This window comes from Marinomonas algarum, from assembly GCF_020532605.1.
Classification (GTDB): Bacteria; Pseudomonadota; Gammaproteobacteria; order Pseudomonadales; family Marinomonadaceae; genus Marinomonas; species Marinomonas algarum.
The window spans coordinates 44,487-62,480 of sequence record NZ_JAJATW010000001.1; the positions used below are offsets into that span (position 1 = coordinate 44,487).

Sequence of the window (17,994 nt, forward strand, 5' to 3'; positions counted from 1 at the left end):
AAATTAATTCCTTACTTCGCCACAAGCATTTTTAACTACAGCGATAATATTACTCTTTAATTGACTAAAGCTAGGCATATCCTCTAATCGGTTAACATCGATTTCAGCTATAAGAGTACTGAGATCTTCACGGCTATAGTCTTGATTATTTATTGCATTTCCTAGCACAACTTTCGGAGCTCGCTCTGCGGAACGGTCGTTGCCAGAAAGATCCATTTCTAGATTTTGACAGTGACAATATGGGTTTTTTTTAACCGAACAAATGATCCATGACTCAGATGTAGGCTTAGGAATCATGGCAACGCCATGTTTGTACCCTACTGCTTTGAAACCAGATAAAACGGCTTTAACACGATTAGCTTGCATGTCTGGTTCACGGTCTAATTCAGATCGTGTACCGTCACAGTCATGAAAATATACGGATAGGCTATTAGCCCATGTTTCTGGAAAATTCTCTTTTGTGAATTCAGCAAGCGCAGCAGCACGTTTAGCATGTTCTAAATGTCCTTTTACCGCTTTATCTTTGCTCGGTAGTCTAACTTTGCTAGCCCTTGCTCTTTGCCCTAACTCTTTACGATAAATAAAGGTATGCGTAAAATCTTGACCTTGATTCCACTCAGGTAAACAGTTCTCTAAAAGCTTGATAATCAGGGCGTACATTGGGCCTTGTAGAAAGTCTTCACCATTTGATACCTCTAAACTATTCTGGCTAATACCGATATCAGTTGGCCCTTCACCTGTCGCAATTAGGTGTAAAATCATAACTTTTCTAACCTCTTGCTTCGAAAGTTTTCAGCTTCCTTAGCCACATCGGACAGGTGTAAGTCCAACATTGCTTCACCTGGAGCCAACGCTTCCAGTTTTCTATCAGCAGACTCAAGCTCGAAGAATTTTACTGTTTTAGTATGACCCTGACTATTTTTATAAACTAAGTGTACGGAGTTTTTCGCAAGCTCTTCGTCAATAAAATTCAATACTAATGGACTATGGGTCGTGATCAATATTTGTTGTGGTGATCGGATAAATGTTTCGACAAGCTTTTCAGTAATCTCAGAATTGACGCCATTCTCAATCTCATCAAACTGCTGGAATCTGGAACTAGACCTTTGACTTGCCAGTATGATTAAAATACGCAACATGCCATCGTTGATATGCTTGGCATTCGTTAATACATCAACGTGAGAGCCGTCATCACTGTAGAATCGCTCTGTTAGCACAAGACTTAATGTGCCATTCAACTCAGTTTTAGTTTCCATTTCCACTACTTGGGGAAAATAGCTATATAGGTTCTTCAATAAGATACCTTGTGACCTCTTATCTAAATTATGGATATAGCTAATCAAGTACTCACCAGCACTACCAATTTTTCCTGCTGATACAAATCGCCCTGAACGCATGACCTTAGGCGATAAGAGGTCATGGCTATCAACATTAGTCATAACTTTTCGAAAAATGGCAGCTTCTTGTGGTAAAGCAAGTCCATCCAATGCTGACAATATTGAACCTGAATATTTGAACATAAGATCCGGAAAACTGTCACGCTTAGTTTTTAGCCTTCCCTGAAATAGGCGTAACAGCTGCTGGTCATTAGATAAATCCGTTAGAGTCTCACTTGTACACAGGCCTCTTTTCCAGTTGTATGTGCCCCTCCACCGCAATTTCTTATCTGAAAACTCTATATCGACTTCGAGGTCAAATGTTTCTCGTGTAGGGAAGAAATAAGAAGCAACATCTTTTTCTTCCCAACCTCTTTCACTTAACCAACGGTCAATTTTTCCTTCCATAAGAGCAGATACATAACTAAACAGTTGTAAAACCGAACTTTTCCCTGCGCCGTTTAAACCAATGATACAATTAAACTTCGGGTCAAGGTTTAACTCAAAATCAACTAACGATTTGAATGCGCTAACACTTATTCTTTTGATCATCGCTCCACCTACTTAATTCGAACTCGGTCACCTGCAGATACAGCATCCATGAGCTGCTTACGAAGTGCTTCAAGATACCCTTCTACTTGCTCTTCAGACTCAATAAAACCTGCAGGTATAGCCTTGGCAGCTGTTACTCCAGGATCAATAGTTACTGTTCGTTTAACAATTGGAGCAGGGATAGTCGGCTCCACAGGTTTTGAAGTAACGATATCTTCTTGTGAGCTATCTGTTGAAACTGAATCAGATGAAACTGCGTTAGATGCATTAGCTGTAGGTTCTTGCTTTTTACGCTCGATCTCTACACGACGTCGCTCTGCTTCAGCTTTCTTGCGTAAATCATCAATGTACCTATTCAGTTGATCATATGCGTCTTCTTCAAAGCCATCCGCTTCCGTTTGCTCACTGATAATTTGTGGTATTGAAGAGGTTGCTTCAATGCGCTGTCTGCACATTTGTAACGGGCGCAGTGCTTGGTTCTGTAGTTCAGACGGTGCATGAGCTTCAGCTAGCGCTTCTTTCACTCGTTCAATTCGTATATCAACACGATCTAAAGCATGAGACTTACGCTCATCAATCAATGAAGTATTCACTTTCGACACTTCTTCAATCAATCGATTGATATTGCGCAACTGGTCATATGGCGCGGGCAAATTGTAAATGCGATCAAGTTCTTTTAGAGAAGATGATGCTTTATCATCTTTTTCCAATGCGGGTCGGTTCGCTTTAAACTGCTCATTCAACGCTTTAGCTAAAGCCTGCCAGGTTTGGAATTGAGTCGTGTAGAAGTCTTCTAAATCTTCATAATCTTCAGCAAAGTTCTGCAGTGCATCCGCGTCTTCTAAGAAGCGCTCAATCAGACTAAAGCTATTGGACTGCTGTTGAATGCCCGCAATTAATACCAAACCATCTTCGATCTGTTGTTTGCCTGGAAACTGGCCGGTTTGAGCCTTACTACGAAAAGACTTTAGATCCTCAGACCAATTATTGAACTCTTTAACGATCAATTCATAGAGGTTTTTCTCTTCAGTTCCAGCGAAACTTTTTGAAAAAATATCTTTAACTAATGTCGTTGCTTTTTTAAGTTGGCGCTCGTCATGCTGACGAATTTTATGAACACGGATTTCGCCACGTTTACGAACACTGGTAAAAGCTTCATAGGATTTCTTTAGTACCAAGTCCGAGCCTTGCTGACTAAAAGACACCTTACTCGATAAGCCCAGACGAGCGACCAATAGGAGTGTTTCATTATCAGGCCAGCCATAAGGTCGTCGCCCAAAACGATCAATAATGTCACGTAAATACACTGCCTCATTACGATCTACTTTCAACGCGACAAATTGTTCTACTTCGCGTGTAGCATCTGGATTACACTCGGCAGCTTGAAGATCTAAACCGATTTGAGCCATATCATCTGCGGTTAACACTGCATGTAACTCACGCAGCACATCACCTGGAGTGGCCTTAAGAAGGTTTAATTTTGCAAAAGTGTTTTCAATAACATAGCGGTAGGCTTCATCGACAATGGCAGATGGCGTTGCTGACTTCTTCGGTAACTTTGTACCAATAGCATAAACATCAGCCTCTGCAAACAAAGGTTCAAATCCTTCACGAAGATGCTTTTCACGCTCGATGTTTTCCATTCGCTTCTCACGAAGCAAATGCTCTTGTTCTGGACGCTTACCAGAGTTATGTTTTAAAAAGCGCTCCGTTTTAATAAGCGTGTTTAGGTCTTCCCAAAGACGTTTATTATCACCAAGTTTCACCAAAATACAGCCGTCACCTGTCACCGTATGATCAATGCAGGCCTGGTCATAATGGAAGCTCTCATAATGAGAATCGAGCGGCGAAATAACCTTGATGACTAAATCTTCTAAGCCTGAACCATCTTTTGGATGGCCATTACAGAAGCGGCTGATCGCAAAGTCTTGCTTGTTCACTGGGTAACGGTAGACACGATTACCCTTTAAGATGGTGGCACCATCAAAAATGATGCTTGAAAGCTTGTTGGAGACTTCTGAAGCTTCGATATCCGTATGGCGAATTTCGTTCTCTATTTCCTTTTCCTCATTGGTCAGGAAGATAAATTCGTCGCCATTTCGAGCAATCAGCAACTGACGCTCTAATCGATTAAGACTTTCATCGATCCGTTTCTTTAGGGCAATTTTATCAGCGTCAATACAATCAATCGATAATGTTACCAAGTTGTCTAGAGTACTTTTAACAACATCTACGTAACGGATTAGGAACAGTGTCTTAAGAATCTTACCATCGAACTCAGTCAAGGAATCAAGCTCACAAGCTTGATCAATGGTGCGCTTAACCGCAGGCTCTAAAAAGCTTTCAATAGACGAGTAGAAGCTATGAAACGGAATTAGGACATCAGTGCCACGATCTTTAATTTGCTTGGCAGATGTTTGGAATGCATCAAGCAACGAACGCTCGCCCATCGCTAAGTGCTTACCGGTCGCCCCTTTGGTACGAATGGATTCAAATACCTTTTGCACTAATGTGTAGTGGTAAGGGATAAACGGATAGTTATCAACGAAGGAAGATGCATCATTGTAGCTTTTTAATGACGCAGTGGTTGTCATATCAAAAGCAAGCTGGTTACGAAGAATATCGCCTTTTTCAAGAAAGATATCATTTAGAAGATCACTAGCATTATCTGTTTTGGCTAATAAACGCTTTTGGATAACTTCCGAGGTGTTTGAGCTAGATAACTGCAGTCGTGTATTGAAACGACCTTGGATCTTTGAGAAGTCTTCCCCATCACGTTTATCAATTCCACCGACGGCCGCATCAATGTCCGCTTGAGAAGTCACAATGACCCATGCACGACCGCCACAAATAGTGCCTAAATTCTCTGTGATGGTCTGAAGTTTAAGCATCATTTGGGTATTTTTACCAATGAACTGACCGACTTCATCGATCAAGAACACAATGTTGCTATCACCAGATTGATCTAGGTATTCCTTGACCCATTTACAAAAATTATTGATATCTAATGGGAAGTTGTTTTCTATTTGTTCAACCCAAGCTCGGGATGACTCTGGCGACTGATTGGTCGCAACAGATAACGCTTGGGCAATCTCATCCCGATAGAAGTCGTAGGCATCACGCTCTTGTTTCCATGTAGAACCAGTTATCGAAGCAAATTCAGTTTGAAATGCTTGGTACTGATCACGCTTATCAAGCTCTCGCTCAAGGTGTGCAATATGAGGATAGTCAGCACAATACTCTAAACGCTCATTGAACACTTTGAGGAAGACCTTAAGAATCGCATCTTCTCTGTCATCGGTGTTCGCTCTGGAATCAATATTGAAAAGAATCGCATCCGTCTTTTGATTCACTGCTGAACGAATGTCTGCCATTAACATAGCATCGTCAATTTTAGATTTAAAAAACTCAATGGCTTTATGCGCCACACCGTCCTTATCAGCCTCTTTGTTCTCTAGCAAGTAGGAAAGGATTTTTAGAAAGTGTGATTTACCTGAGCCAAAGAAGCCTGAAATCCACACCCCGATCTTAGCCGATGAATTGAAATGACCAATTGTTGGAGTGTAAGCCTCAAAGAACTCTCGAAAGTGACGATCCAGCTCTCGTGTCACAACGTATTCATCAAGCTCTACATATACGCTATCATTATCTTTTTGTTCGGCTTTGACCACTCCGTTAATATCACGGGTCAGTTCTTTTGAAAAAATCTTTTGGATGTTCATTAGAGGCTCCCTGCTCGCTTTAAAATATAAATTTGGTGATTAAGGTACTAACTTAAACGCTCGGTAATAATTCTTTGACTTGATCAAGCCAAAAGGGTGTAAATCAAACCCGCTGTATGTTCCAGGATAAAACAGCACCAATGGCGTGCGCCCCATTACGTCTTGTAGTGCACTTAATAGCTCATGGCTACGCACTAATGGCCAAGTGCTACCTATCCCAGAAAGAATGACAAAATCGTAGTTCTGGGGCTGGTATGCATCGACTATGTATTTCACTATTTTATCTTGGCTTAATGGCCCTTTTAGACTCTGTAGTAACTTTTCAGATCCGGCTTCTAACTCGCGTTTACATGCTTTATCAAATAACTTGCGAGAGTCCAGCAAGGAAGTTATCACTTCAAATACATTCAAGTTTAGAAAGTTGTAATTACGCTTATTTAGTCGCTCAGTGATGTGCAGAAGATGCTCTCGAACTTCAATTTCATGCTCAGCTGGATAGTCAAAGATCCAGAAACCAATTTCATTACCAAGCCCCTGACTTTCCAAAAATGAAGAACTTTCTATACGATCCTGAACCTGATCAAGCCGCTCTTTAAGTACTTTTAAAGTGTCCATTCAATCTTCTCTACTAACTCTGAATGGCCATTTTGCTCAATCAAACACTTTACCATTGGGCTTATGTAAACATGCTGTAGTTGTTTATTTCTTACACTATCGATATAGCCGCTTTCTGCTAATGCTCTAAATAGGTTTTTTCCCATTTTTTCGATTGTAGAATCTGAATATGGTAAATCACCTTCTGCTCGACGCCTCAGGACATCAACATGCTCCCACCACATGTCTTTAGTAATCGCAGGTTTGTAAATACGGGCTGTCTCACGAACATAAAGATCAAGAAAATCTGCAACAATGGGGGAATCTTTGACAAGGGTAGCCATTAGCAACTGTTGGTAATCAGGGCTGTCTGCATGAGCAACGGCTTCAATGTAGCTTTTATCAAAATACGAAAGCCTCTTACGAATTGTTGCAGCGGTGCGTAGAGCTGTCGGAATTGACTTTCTCTGCAAGATATTTTGGTCCTTCAAAGCGTACTGCCAATCTTCTTCGGAATTCATCTGAAGCATCAGGGCAGCCACATGCCTAGCATCAGCAAGCAACAAACTCCCTCCGTTCAGGTCTCCAAAATATTGTTTTAACGTCATTATTTTACTCTACGGAACTGTTAACTTTAGTTTGCTACATTTTACATTATGTAACGTTAATAGTCGTGTTCCATTTTACATGATAAACAAGCAGGTCAATCTTGGGCACTTTCACTGGGGTTTGAAGCCCACACATTTAACGGTAATCACTATGCATAATTGTTCAAGTCCGAGACAAATAGCAAATCTAATAGAAGCTTAAGAAACTGCTAGCCTAAAGTAATCCGATCTCTCTGGATTTTTCAGGCCTGACATCTTTATCATTCAGGAATTAGCAGTTTTGCTGATATTTCCATTGAAGCGGCAATATCCCATAAAGCTTTTAATGTAACATTTACCTCTCCTCGCTCTATTCGTCCCATGTAGCTCCGATCTATTTGGGACCTTGCTGCGAGAGCTTCTTGAGAGATACCCAATGCTTTGCGGTGGCTCCTGATTAGAGCTCCCACCTCTTTTGCTATGTTTCTCATATTTGCATCTCAAAACGAAACACAATCTCTAATTGCGGACTATGTTTCCACGGACTATAATCCGCATTTACTGTAAATTGAGATAGTTATTTTGAGATCTAAACCCATAGCTCATGTTGTAGAAGAATTCTTCCAAACAACTGTACAAAATAAAACCACTATAAATGACGTACTCAAACACTATGTTGAAAAATATGGTGAGAACAACCCTATTGAAATGAAAAAAGCACGACATGCCATCTACCTTAAAATTAACCGTTTAGTCAAATCAGGTGTATTAGTCGTTGATTCAAAAAGTGGGAAGAGCATTTATTATGCCAAAGCGAAAATCTTAGAGGAAACCGAGACGCAAAAAACCAGACTCATTGATGTTGTAGCAAGTGAGAAAGAAATGCTCTTAAAGCGTAAAGCTGAACTTGAGTATGAACTTGAACTATGTATTGCCGAAGCTCAAGGTTATGAAGAGATGAAATCTCTATTACCCGCTCAGCTTGATTTGTTGACATCTAAGAAAAGTGAAGCGAAAAAGCAGGCAATAACATTAAACGGATTACTTACTAGTACTAAAACCATATTACGTGCTTTATCATGAAGAAAAAACAAAATCTCTCATTAAGAACTTGGCAAAAGAACTGTTTATCCAAAGCATTAGAAGTTTATCAAAGAGGCCAACAAAACTTCATGTGTGTTGCTGCGCCAGGTGCCGGTAAAACAAGATTTTCTGCATCACTGGCAAAAAGCTTATTAGATGATAACCACATTGATTTCGTTCTCTGCTTTGCCCCATCTGTAAGCGTACAAAACAGTATTCAAGAAACCTTCAGTAATGTATTAAATGATCGCTTTGATGGCCGAATAGGAGCAAAAGGCTTGGTTATTACCTATCAAGGAATACAATACTCGTATAAAGATCTTGCATATGTAATTAAGAACTACCGCATTTTAATAATCTCTGACGAAATTCATCACTGCGCTTCTGGAGCAAATAGCATATCTAATCAATGGGGGCATCTATTAGTTTCTTTAATATCAAAAGGGAATCCATTAACATTAACTTTGAGTGGTACTCCTTGGCGATCAGATAGCACAAAAATAGCGCTTCAGAGCTACTCTGGCGAGCCTCAAGAGCTTGATACAGACTTTGTGTATGGACTGGGTGATGCTGTTCGAGATAAGGTCTGTAGGAGACCTAGTTTAATACTGCTTGACAATGGTTCGATTGATATCCAAAAAGATTCTGAAACTTATAAATTTAGCAGTATTCGTGAGGCTATTAACGCTGAAAAACTAAAATATGGCGAACTACTAACGAATCAAGATTCATTAAGTCATCTCTTGATCTTCTCTCATAAAGAACTGATTAGAATTAGAGAAAAACACCCTTGTGCCGCAGGATTAGTTGTTGCGTCCTCAATTAATCAAGCTCGCCGGATATCACAGTTTATTACCACAACCTTTGGCGAAAGCTCTATCGTAGTTAGCTATGATCAAATTGATGCTCACGAAAACATCAGAGACTTCCAAAGTTCAGAAATCGATTGGATTGTATCTATTGGAATGGTAAGTGAAGGTACAGATATCCCGCGCCTACAGGTTTGCGCCTACCTAAGTAATATTAGAACAGAGCTTTACTTTCGCCAAGTGCTTGGGCGGATTCTACGAATAAATCAAAAAACAGATGAGCCCTGCTCCATGATAGCATTTGCTGAACCAACATTAGTTGAATACTCTAGACGAATAAATCAAGATCTACCAGAAGATTCGATGATAATAAAAGACCTTGAACAGAAGACTTTAATAAACGTGCCTGACTCAATTACATCTACTCAAGACCCGAAGGAAAATAGCTTTATGAGCATGAAAACTACATCATCAGATCACACATATTCGTATGATAGGCTTCACGATATAGCATTAGAAGCGTCAACTTCTATTAAGATGGCTTTTTGCAAGGACTCTTATAAGACAACTATTTTATCTTTATGATAAACCTCTCATTTATAAATAAAAACTTTGTAAATTAGCTAAGGAAACTGCGATTAAGAAGCTTCACAGTTGCCAGTGTTTCTGACTCGGTTAAAAATCACAAAATATCACCCATTTCTGTACTTTTAGCCTCTAAAAAAGCTATTTTAGCCTTATCTAGGGGCTTTTTAACGGATTAATCTCTTGCGATTCGTATGACTTAGTCAGCTCTAAACACATTGGCTAAGGCAAACAGCATAGCCAGTTTATTATCATTTTTCTCTAAGCCGCGATAGACCACTTTCCTAAAATTAAACCGACGCTTGATGATCCGAAATGAGTGTTCTAATTTTGCTAGAATGCTGGCCTTAATATATTCCGTTTGGATCGATAGCTTGTTTATTCTCGGGTGCTTTTTGAGAAGACGTACCTTATTTGGCATCTCATCAATCTACCAATCGGCTTTGATGTCTTTGAGCTCTTCTTATTTTTGAGCGCCTCAATAACCTGAATCTACCGAGATAAAACGTTCCTCACCATGAGGCAGATGTTCTGTTTCTGTAATATCGTGTACGTTACTGCCGTAGTGCTGAAACCATGTATTAGTCCCGTACTAGCATCAACGTTGATGTAATTTTTTAGGCCGAAGAACCATTACTTACCTTTTTGTATCAAGTGAATCTCATAGTTTTGTGCTTTATCCTTGATAGAACTGGCCATAACTAGGAAAATAAAAGCATGGAAGTAACCTCATCAAGCAAACTTTAAGATAAGGCTATAAACCTATTTTAGCCTCAATAAATTTGATTTATGACAACTAAAATAAATCAGCAACTGAGCATTATATGAATGATTTTGAGGTAATTAAAGACCTGAATAAAGTAAAAGAAATAGAGGTCGCTCTACGAGAAAACTTTGGTGATCTTTATGGTGATATATGGCAAATGGGTATATGTAGTGCTTTACGTATATCTGAATTACTTACTATTACGTTTGACGCCGTAAGTGGTGATACACTTACTCTCACTAAGAATACTGCGAGAGAAGAAAAAGAGATAAAGCTCAATCAAGCTACACTTGATATTATCACCAAACGAAGAATAGCTTATCCTGAGCATAGATTTTTATTTCAGACTGAATCCGACTCTTCAAAATCTTTAAATGCACCTGTTAGCCATATGGCTGTCTTCAATGCGTTTAAGGTAGTTGGTGAACATGGCAATATTAATATGAAATTAAGCCATAATATGATGCGAAAAACGAGTTGTTATCATTTATTAGAAAGTGGTCAATCACTTGAAATGATAGCTAATACCACTGGGCATTCCATCCGCAATATTTCTACGTATTACTGCTCATAAATAAAATCAAACTTTATGATGATTTCGCTTTAAGGAGAATATAACAGTTTATAAATTAGAAAAAATATTGAATTTAATCATAGATATTTTAATAAAATATCGGATTATTATTAGAACCAGTCAAGACCAAATTAAAAAATATTCTTAGGTTACATTAAAATAATTTTACAATCTTCTAGCGGCTATCCCTATGTCTTTTAATAAAAGGTCTAGGGGGCTGTGCCATCAATTCAAATGATTTATTTCCCAAATAACCGGATAACTAAATCTACTAACCTCATATAGATCATTTCACTTGGTCAATATGCACTAATTTTACAACTTAACACATGACTACGAGTTCATTATCATCTTTAAATAATACCTTTTTCTTGAACAGATATTTTAGTATTAGACATGAGAGCTCTACTCTCCCCCTGATGCTGACTCCTAATAACTCGGTGTTAATTGAGTTGATAGTGTTTCTTTAACCCTTACATCTCACTTAATGGTCTGCGAACTGAAAATAAAATTATAGTGGATACAATCAGACAAATTGAGAATCTTTATAGAATGAAGAAATTTGCGTGATTATTTACATAAAAGGTGGGTGAAATAATAAGCTTGCAGACTTTTTACCTATACGTAAAACATTATGTGTACTACGTATAAGTCATTGATTTTAAATGATTTTATACTTTTCGGTGCTTAGAATAGTAATTATCGGAAATAGTATAATTGCCTTTAAATAGATACTTCTGGCCCAATTAAACTGTTTTAGTCGATTATTTGATGCGCATCATTAAGATGCAATGACACATTGATTGCGTCCGTTTTGCTTTGCTTGATACAAACTTTTGTCTGCCAGTGACAAGGTTTCGTCAATCGTAATCGAATCGCTCACTCGCCAATGAGCAATGCCAATCGACACGCTGATATGGCCAACTGTTTTAAATTCTTCCTCAAAGACAGCAAGTCGTAGACGTTCTGCAATTTTGTAAGCATTTTTCACGTCCATACTTTTTAACACAAGAACAAATTCTTCACCGCCAGTACGTGCAACCATATCGTTTGCACGTGAAAATGAACGAATAATATCCGTCATTCTTTTCAATACTTCGTCACCAATAGGATGACCAAAGGTATCATTGACGCGTTTAAAATGGTCAATATCCAGGGCTAATACAACGAAAGGCATTTCTGAGACAGAAAATTGATTCAATCTAAACATCAGAGATCGTCTGTTATCAGCACCGGTTAATGGATCTGTATCCGCGTCTTTGCGTAACTCAAATATTTGCGTCTCAATCAGTTTCACTCCACTTAACAACGCTTTTTTTAGCTTTAAACTTTCCATGTACCAAGTGTTGATATTCTCAATATCAACACTGACGTTGGGACTGTTTATGTGTCTAGCTTTATCGGCTAACTGTTGTAAAGGTTCTGAAATCGCCCTTGCGAAAAACCAGATAAAAATAAAGGCCAACATCGCCAACGGCATAGTGCGTAAAATAACTTGCTCCATAATCCCTGTTAATGGCAACAAACTTGATTCCAATGGGCTCTGTGTTACAACAATCCAGCCGGTACTGGGTACGTCCGCATAACCTGCTAACATATCGATGCCTTGACTATTTGTCAGCAGCACACCGCCTTCTTTGGTTTCCTGCATTCTTGCCATGCCAGTGTTATCGGTAACAATCTCGCCGATTCGAGCTTTATTTGGGTGATACAATATACGTTGCTCGCGGTCAACAACGTAGATATAAGAACCATTCTTATAATAATGTTCGCCGAGCAGCTCTTTTAAGATGTTGTCGTCTTTTAGATAGATGGAACCGCTGACAAAACCAAGGTACTCTTGCCCTTCACCGTAAATAGGCGAAAAAAGCACCACAATCAGGTTTTTTAACGTTGATATGTAAGCCTCACTAATAAACGCCCTTTTCTCTTCTAGTGCTCGGACGCTTCCTGCGGAGGTGAGTTTTCGACCAACAAGATTGAGTGTTTCTGGTGATGCCGCCTTGGTTAAGCCGGTGTTATCACTGATAACAACAGAGTTAAAACTGTCGATTTGAAATTTCAAGCGATTGGCTTCTGTTTGTAACCAATTACTGTCTTGCATTTTATTACTTAACGAATCCGCTGAATAAGCGAGTGTTTTCTGTGAAGACAGTAAGAAAAGTTCAGTCGTTTTGGCAAGTTTGCTGGCATAAGCCCGATTTACTTCCATTCTCTGTTCTATAAGCTGCTCTTTTTGAACTTCATAACTTGAATAGAAGCTATTAAGAAATGTCGCTACCGTGGCGGTTAATGCCAATGAGAAAATCAAGCGATTAAGAGTCAGAAATCTTCTTTTAAATGAATGCAATGGAGTTGCCACGTAGGAAATAAAATTGTATCAAATTGTAAAGACTATAAAGAAAAGCTGCAACATAACAAACGCTTACCTTGTGTAAAAGTAAAGTGACATTAATCAACGGGTTCTGCGATTAAGGTTTTGGCTTTTCGATAGTTTGACCACACCATAAGTAACGCTAAGAATGACAATATGGCCCCAGCGGCAGGTATCCAGTCAAAGGTAAAACCAACACTGATCACCAAGCCCCCTAATGCTGCTCCCAAGGCATTTCCTAGATTAAATGCACCGATATTAATGGATGAAGCTAAGCCAGGGGCTTGAGCCGCTATCTTCATAACTTGCATCTGTAATGGCGGTCCACTGCCAAAAATGACAACACCCCAAAGTAAAATCGTCGCACAAGCCCCCACAAAAGAAGTCGCCGTATAACGAAATAAAATAAGTACTAAAACTTGCAGTCCCAAAAAGACAAACAAAGCTAAATTGGGTGACTTATCGGTGACTTTGCCACTGATGTAATTGCCTAATGTAAAACCGATACCCGTTAATGCAAGCATGGTTGCAATGGCATTATCCGATGCGTCCGCCAGCGTTTTAAGCACAGGGGAAATATAGGTATAAAGTGTGAACATAGAGCCCGCACACATCACAGTTGTCGCAAATGCTCGCAAGGCCGCGGGTTGCATAATAGCGCTCAGCTCTCTTTTTACATCGGGCTTGATGGGTCTAGGTGTGGTGGGGAGATTTCGCTGAATACCGATAATAGCAACAACGCCTAACAAGGCTGTTACTGCAAACGCCAGTCGCCATTCAAATGTTTGTCCTAACCAAGTGGTAATAGGAACACCAATAATGTTTGCAATGGTTAAACCAAGAAAAATGGCGGCAACGGCAGAGCCTTTTTTGTGTACAGGCGCTAGATTCATTGCCACAACGGCCCCGATACCAAAGAAAGCACCATGACATAAACTGGTTACAATGCGAGAAAGCAGAAAGGTTTCATAATTGATCGATACCGCTGACAACAGATTGCCCACAACAAAGACGCCCATGAGCAGCAACAGAGACGTTTTTTGGCTATAACGGGTGAGAAATAACGTAATAAGAGGCGCACCGACCATCACACCGATGGCATAGGCACTGACAAGCAGCCCTGCTGCCGGAATAGACGCATTAACACCCTCCGCAATCACCGGCAACAGCCCCATCGGCATAAATTCCGTGGTACCTATTCCAAAAGTCCCAAGGGCAATGGCAAAAATACCCCACTGATAAGCTAGCATGAAGGCTCCATTTATCGAATCATTAAAAAAGCACGCCAAACCGGATTTGGCGTGCTTAAAACGGCGATATGTTACAACACTTATTGGCTTTATGGGGATAAATCTGACCAGTAAGTCATATCTTCGCTAAAACCTACCTACTGGTTTTTTTGTTACAAGGAAGTAAGCTCAATGAAGCTTTAACTTTGGTTTTACGACCTTACTGATTTTTTGCGCCGCTAAAATAATGGTGGCTTTAAACCAACCGTGTATCGCAATGAGGTGCAATCGATACAAGGAAACATAAACAAAACGTGCCATCCGGCCTTCAATAAACATCGAGCCCCCCATAAGATTTCCCATCAAGTTCCCGACGGTACTGTAACGACTCAAATTAACCAGTGAACCGTAATCTTTGTAGGTATAACTCTTTAAGGTTTCGCTTAAAAAGGATGCCTTAATGTTGTCAAACACTAAACTGGCCATTTGGTGCGCCGATTGTGCTCTAGGCGGAACGAAAGAGCCATCTAACTGCTCACAGGCACAACAATCACCAATGACATAAACATTATCAAATGAGGTTGTTTGCAACGTACTTCTTACGATGATTTGATTATTTCGTGTGGTTTCAAAACCGTCTATGTCGCCAATGAAATCCGGGGCTTTGACCCCTGCCGCCCAGATCATTAGGTCTGCTTCGATGTCTGATTCGTCTGCTGTTTCAAAGCCTGCCTCATGGGCACTGACGACTCGGGTTGCTTGACTCACCACCACACCTAATCGCACTAATTCTTTGGTGGCCTGTGCTGCAATGCGTTCTGGTAAAGCCGGCAGTATACGTGGGCCCGCTTCGATAAGTTGAACTTGAACCCGTTTTCCTGACATCTCTGGCATACCATAGGCTTTTAACATGTCGGCAACATGAAAAAGCTCTGCGGACAACTCGACGCCCGTGGCGCCACCTCCAACAATGGCTAACTTTAATTTTGCATCTACGCCTTCTTGGTGGATGCGTAAAAACTGATTCAGTAACGCCTGTTGGAATCGCTCGGCTTGTTTGTGGGAATCTAAAAAATAACAATGTTCGGCAACGCCAGGCGTTCCAAAATCGTTGCTGACACTGCCCACCGCCATGATTAAAATATCATACTCAATGCGACGTTCAGGAAGAACTAAATGCCCTTTGTCATCCGATAAGGATTTTAGCGTAAGTTGGCGAGCCTTTGGGTCAACACCAATCAGGGTGCCCAATTGAAATTGGTAGTGGTGTTTTGCCGCATGAGCGCGGTAGTTTAAGCCATCATTATTAATGTCCAGCGAACCGGTGGCGACTTCGTGCAGTAACGGTTTCCATATGTGCGTCTGACTTCTGTCTATTAACACAATGTCTGCTTGGCGTTGTTTACCAAAAGCATGGCCCAGTTTGGTGACTAACTCTAAGCCCCCTGCACCTCCGCCAACGACGACAATTTTTTTCATATCCACTCCCAAGGTTAAGACAAGCGTGCTTGTTGCGCCAATAACTTGTCTAACGTATTAGCAAAAGCCATTCTATCTTGTTGATTGAAACTTGCGGGGCCGCCCGTTTGAACACCTGACGAACGCATTTGTTCCATGAAATCGCGCATACTAAGGCGCTGTTTTATATTTTCTTTGGTGTAAAGTTCACCACGCGGATTAATCGCTAAAGCGCCCTTTTCAATCACCTCAGACGCCAACGGAATATCAGCAGTAATCACAAGGTCAGAAGTATCAATATGGTCAACAATGTAGTTATCGGCCACATCAAAACCAGCGCCGACAACACGGCGCTCTATCCACTTTGACGGAGGAACGGCAATTGCTTGATTGGCAACCAAAATACAAGGAATTTGTACGCGCTCAGCAGCACGAAACAGAATGGTCTTAATCACATTTGGACAGGCATCAGCGTCGACCCATAAGCGCATAAATATTCCTTGTTTGAATTGGGTCACTATTATCAGACAGGTGCAAAGGGAAATCCAGTCACAGACATCACCTTGCACTTTAGACTGTCTTTATACGCTACATATTTGGATAGTTTGGCCCGCCAGCCCCCTCTGGCGTCATCCAAGTAATATTTTGAGCGGGGTCTTTAATGTCGCATGTTTTACAGTGAAGACAGTTCTGCGCATTAATTTGGAAAGTAGTCTCACTTTGCCCCTCTACCACTTCGTATACCCCCGCAGGGCAATAGCGCTGAGCTGGCTCAGCAAAGATGCGTAGATTCTGTTGAATGGGTATGTCTGGATCGTTCAAGTGTAAATGGCAAGGCTGATCTTCTTCATGGTTGGTATTCGATAGAAACACCGAAGATAACTTATCAAAGCTTAAGACCCCATCTGGCTTCGGATATGTTGGTGCTGTATGTTGCTCTGCCGGCTCAGTACAAGCATGGTCAGGCTTATTGTCATAGAATCGAAAAGGCAAACGCCCTGAAAAAACGCTTTGATCGAGCCAGTTGTATGCTCCTCCCCAGAAAGTACCGAGCTTATGCATCACGGGAACAAAGTTTCTTGCCTGCTGAAGTTCCTCGCCAAGCCAAGAGTCCCGTATTTGCTGATCAAAATCCACCAGTTGCTTAGGACGGGACGAACCTGATGTGGCTTCTTGTTGCAAAGCAGCAAACACCGTATCAGCAGCAATTAAACCACTTTTCATGGCAGTGTGTGTGCCTTTAATCTTAGCGGGATTCAGTGTTCCCGCATCACACCCAAGAATCAAACCGCCAGGGAAACTCATCTTAGGCAATGATGAAATACCGCCTTTTGCAATCGCCCGCGCGCCGTAAGATACACGTTTTGCACCTTTTAAATGCGCAGCAATAACGGGATGATGCTTAAAACGTTGAAATTCGTCGTAAGGGCTGAGATAAGGATTTTTGTAATTCAAGTCTACAATCAGCCCCACAACAAGCTGATTATTTTCAAGGTGATACAAGAAGCCACCGCCACCTGCATCTTCTCCCAAAGGCCAACCTGCGGTATGAACAACCGCACCAGGCTTACTTTGAGATGTGGGAAGATCCCATAGCTCTTTAATCCCTAATCCATAATGCTGGGGAGATTGCTCTTTATCCAACGCAAACTGAGTGATCAATTGCTTACCAAGATGACCTCGACAGCCTTCAGCAAATACGGTGTATTTCGCTTTTAATAACATGCCAGGCATAAAACCGTCTTTCTCATTTCCATCAGCAGATCGGCCCATATCGCCCGTAATAATACCCTCTATAGCCCCTTCTGCATCAAAAGCCAGTTCCGCTGCAGAAAACCCAGGAAACACTTCAACGCCCAGAGATTCCGCTTGTTCTGCTAACCAACGGCACAAATTCCCTAAACTGATCACATAATTGCCTTCATTGTGAAGGCTTTTAGGCACCATCCAATTAGGAATCATACGATGAGTCTTTTCAGACCCTAACCAAAACACTTCATCTGTTGTGACCTTGGTATTAAGAGGCGCCCCCATTGCCTGCCAATCTGGAAACAGCTCATCGAGTGCCGTTGTTTCCACCACCGCACCAGAAAAAATATGGGCACCCACCTCAGAGCCTTTTTCGACAACACACACACTGATGTTTGAATTGTCCGCTTGAGCATTTTGCATAATGCGACAAGCCATAGATAAACCAGCAGGTCCCGCGCCAACTACCACGACATCAAACGCCATTTCTTCTCTGTCTGTCATAAGGCCTCCAAATATTGTCTGTTTTTTTTATT

General features: G+C 40.8%; 14 protein-coding genes. 3 read left to right on the top strand and 11 right to left on the bottom strand.

The window, feature by feature from the left end:
- Positions 1-3 precede the first annotated feature (3 nt).
- The 6 genes from LG368_RS00215 to LG368_RS00240 form a co-directional block, all read right to left on the bottom strand.
- The gene (locus LG368_RS00215) at positions 4-762 is read right to left on the bottom strand and encodes a hypothetical protein (protein WP_226752734.1); all 759 of its coding nucleotides are present in this window, start codon (positions 760-762) and stop codon (positions 4-6) included.
- A complete protein-coding gene (locus LG368_RS00220) occupies positions 759-1,928 on the bottom strand; it encodes an AAA family ATPase (protein ID WP_226752735.1) in 1,170 nt (389 codons plus the stop codon). The genes LG368_RS00215 and LG368_RS00220 overlap by 4 nt, the downstream gene beginning before the upstream one ends.
- 8 nt (positions 1,929-1,936) lie before the next feature.
- Positions 1,937-5,650, bottom strand: coding sequence for a BREX system P-loop protein BrxC (gene brxC, locus LG368_RS00225; RefSeq protein WP_226752736.1), 3,714 nt, complete (start codon positions 5,648-5,650; stop codon positions 1,937-1,939).
- Positions 5,651-5,689: 39 nt separating this feature from the next.
- The gene (locus LG368_RS00230; protein WP_226752737.1) at positions 5,690-6,265 is read right to left on the bottom strand and encodes a DUF1788 domain-containing protein; all 576 of its coding nucleotides are present in this window, start codon (positions 6,263-6,265) and stop codon (positions 5,690-5,692) included.
- Positions 6,253-6,852 carry a DUF1819 family protein gene (locus LG368_RS00235; protein WP_226752738.1) on the bottom strand — a complete coding sequence of 200 codons (600 nt, stop codon included), beginning with the start codon at positions 6,850-6,852 and terminating at the stop codon, positions 6,253-6,255. The genes LG368_RS00230 and LG368_RS00235 overlap by 13 nt, the downstream gene beginning before the upstream one ends.
- A 260-nt stretch (positions 6,853-7,112) precedes the next feature.
- The gene (locus LG368_RS00240; protein ID WP_226752739.1) at positions 7,113-7,322 is read right to left on the bottom strand and encodes a helix-turn-helix domain-containing protein; all 210 of its coding nucleotides are present in this window, start codon (positions 7,320-7,322) and stop codon (positions 7,113-7,115) included.
- 91 nt (positions 7,323-7,413) lie between these two features.
- Between LG368_RS00240 and LG368_RS00245 the strand changes: the two genes are divergently transcribed.
- The 3 genes from LG368_RS00245 (at position 7,414) to LG368_RS00255 (ending at position 10,648) form a co-directional block, all read left to right on the top strand.
- Entirely contained in the window at positions 7,414-7,914 is a 501-nt protein-coding gene (locus LG368_RS00245; RefSeq protein ID WP_226752740.1) for a hypothetical protein, read from the top strand.
- Positions 7,911-9,308, top strand: coding sequence for a DEAD/DEAH box helicase (locus LG368_RS00250; protein WP_226752741.1), 1,398 nt, complete (start codon positions 7,911-7,913; stop codon positions 9,306-9,308). Before LG368_RS00245 ends, LG368_RS00250 begins: the two co-directional genes overlap by 4 nt.
- 824 nt (positions 9,309-10,132) lie before the next feature.
- Entirely contained in the window at positions 10,133-10,648 is a 516-nt protein-coding gene (locus LG368_RS00255) for a tyrosine-type recombinase/integrase (RefSeq protein WP_226752742.1), read from the top strand.
- Between the two features lie 781 nt (positions 10,649-11,429).
- Here LG368_RS00255 and LG368_RS00260 read toward each other — a convergent pair.
- The 5 genes from LG368_RS00260 to LG368_RS00280 all read right to left on the bottom strand — a co-directional run bounded on the left by LG368_RS00260 (position 11,430) and on the right by LG368_RS00280 (position 17,962).
- Positions 11,430-12,860, bottom strand: coding sequence for a sensor domain-containing diguanylate cyclase (locus LG368_RS00260; protein ID WP_226752743.1), 1,431 nt, complete (start codon positions 12,858-12,860; stop codon positions 11,430-11,432).
- A 239-nt stretch (positions 12,861-13,099) separates the two neighbouring features.
- Positions 13,100-14,272: an MFS transporter gene (locus tag LG368_RS00265; RefSeq protein ID WP_226752744.1), complete on the bottom strand. Its 1,173-nt coding sequence runs from the start codon at positions 14,270-14,272 to the stop codon at positions 13,100-13,102.
- Between the two features lie 168 nt (positions 14,273-14,440).
- On the bottom strand, positions 14,441-15,730 hold the full coding sequence (locus tag LG368_RS00270; protein ID WP_276572988.1) for an NAD(P)/FAD-dependent oxidoreductase: 1,290 nt from the start codon (positions 15,728-15,730) through the stop codon (positions 14,441-14,443).
- 14 nt (positions 15,731-15,744) lie between these two features.
- On the bottom strand, positions 15,745-16,200 hold the full coding sequence (locus LG368_RS00275; protein WP_226752746.1) for a YaiI/YqxD family protein: 456 nt from the start codon (positions 16,198-16,200) through the stop codon (positions 15,745-15,747).
- A 97-nt stretch (positions 16,201-16,297) separates the two neighbouring features.
- A complete protein-coding gene (locus LG368_RS00280; protein WP_226752747.1) occupies positions 16,298-17,962 on the bottom strand; it encodes an electron transfer flavoprotein-ubiquinone oxidoreductase in 1,665 nt (554 codons plus the stop codon).
- Positions 17,963-17,994: the final 32 nt, after the last annotated feature.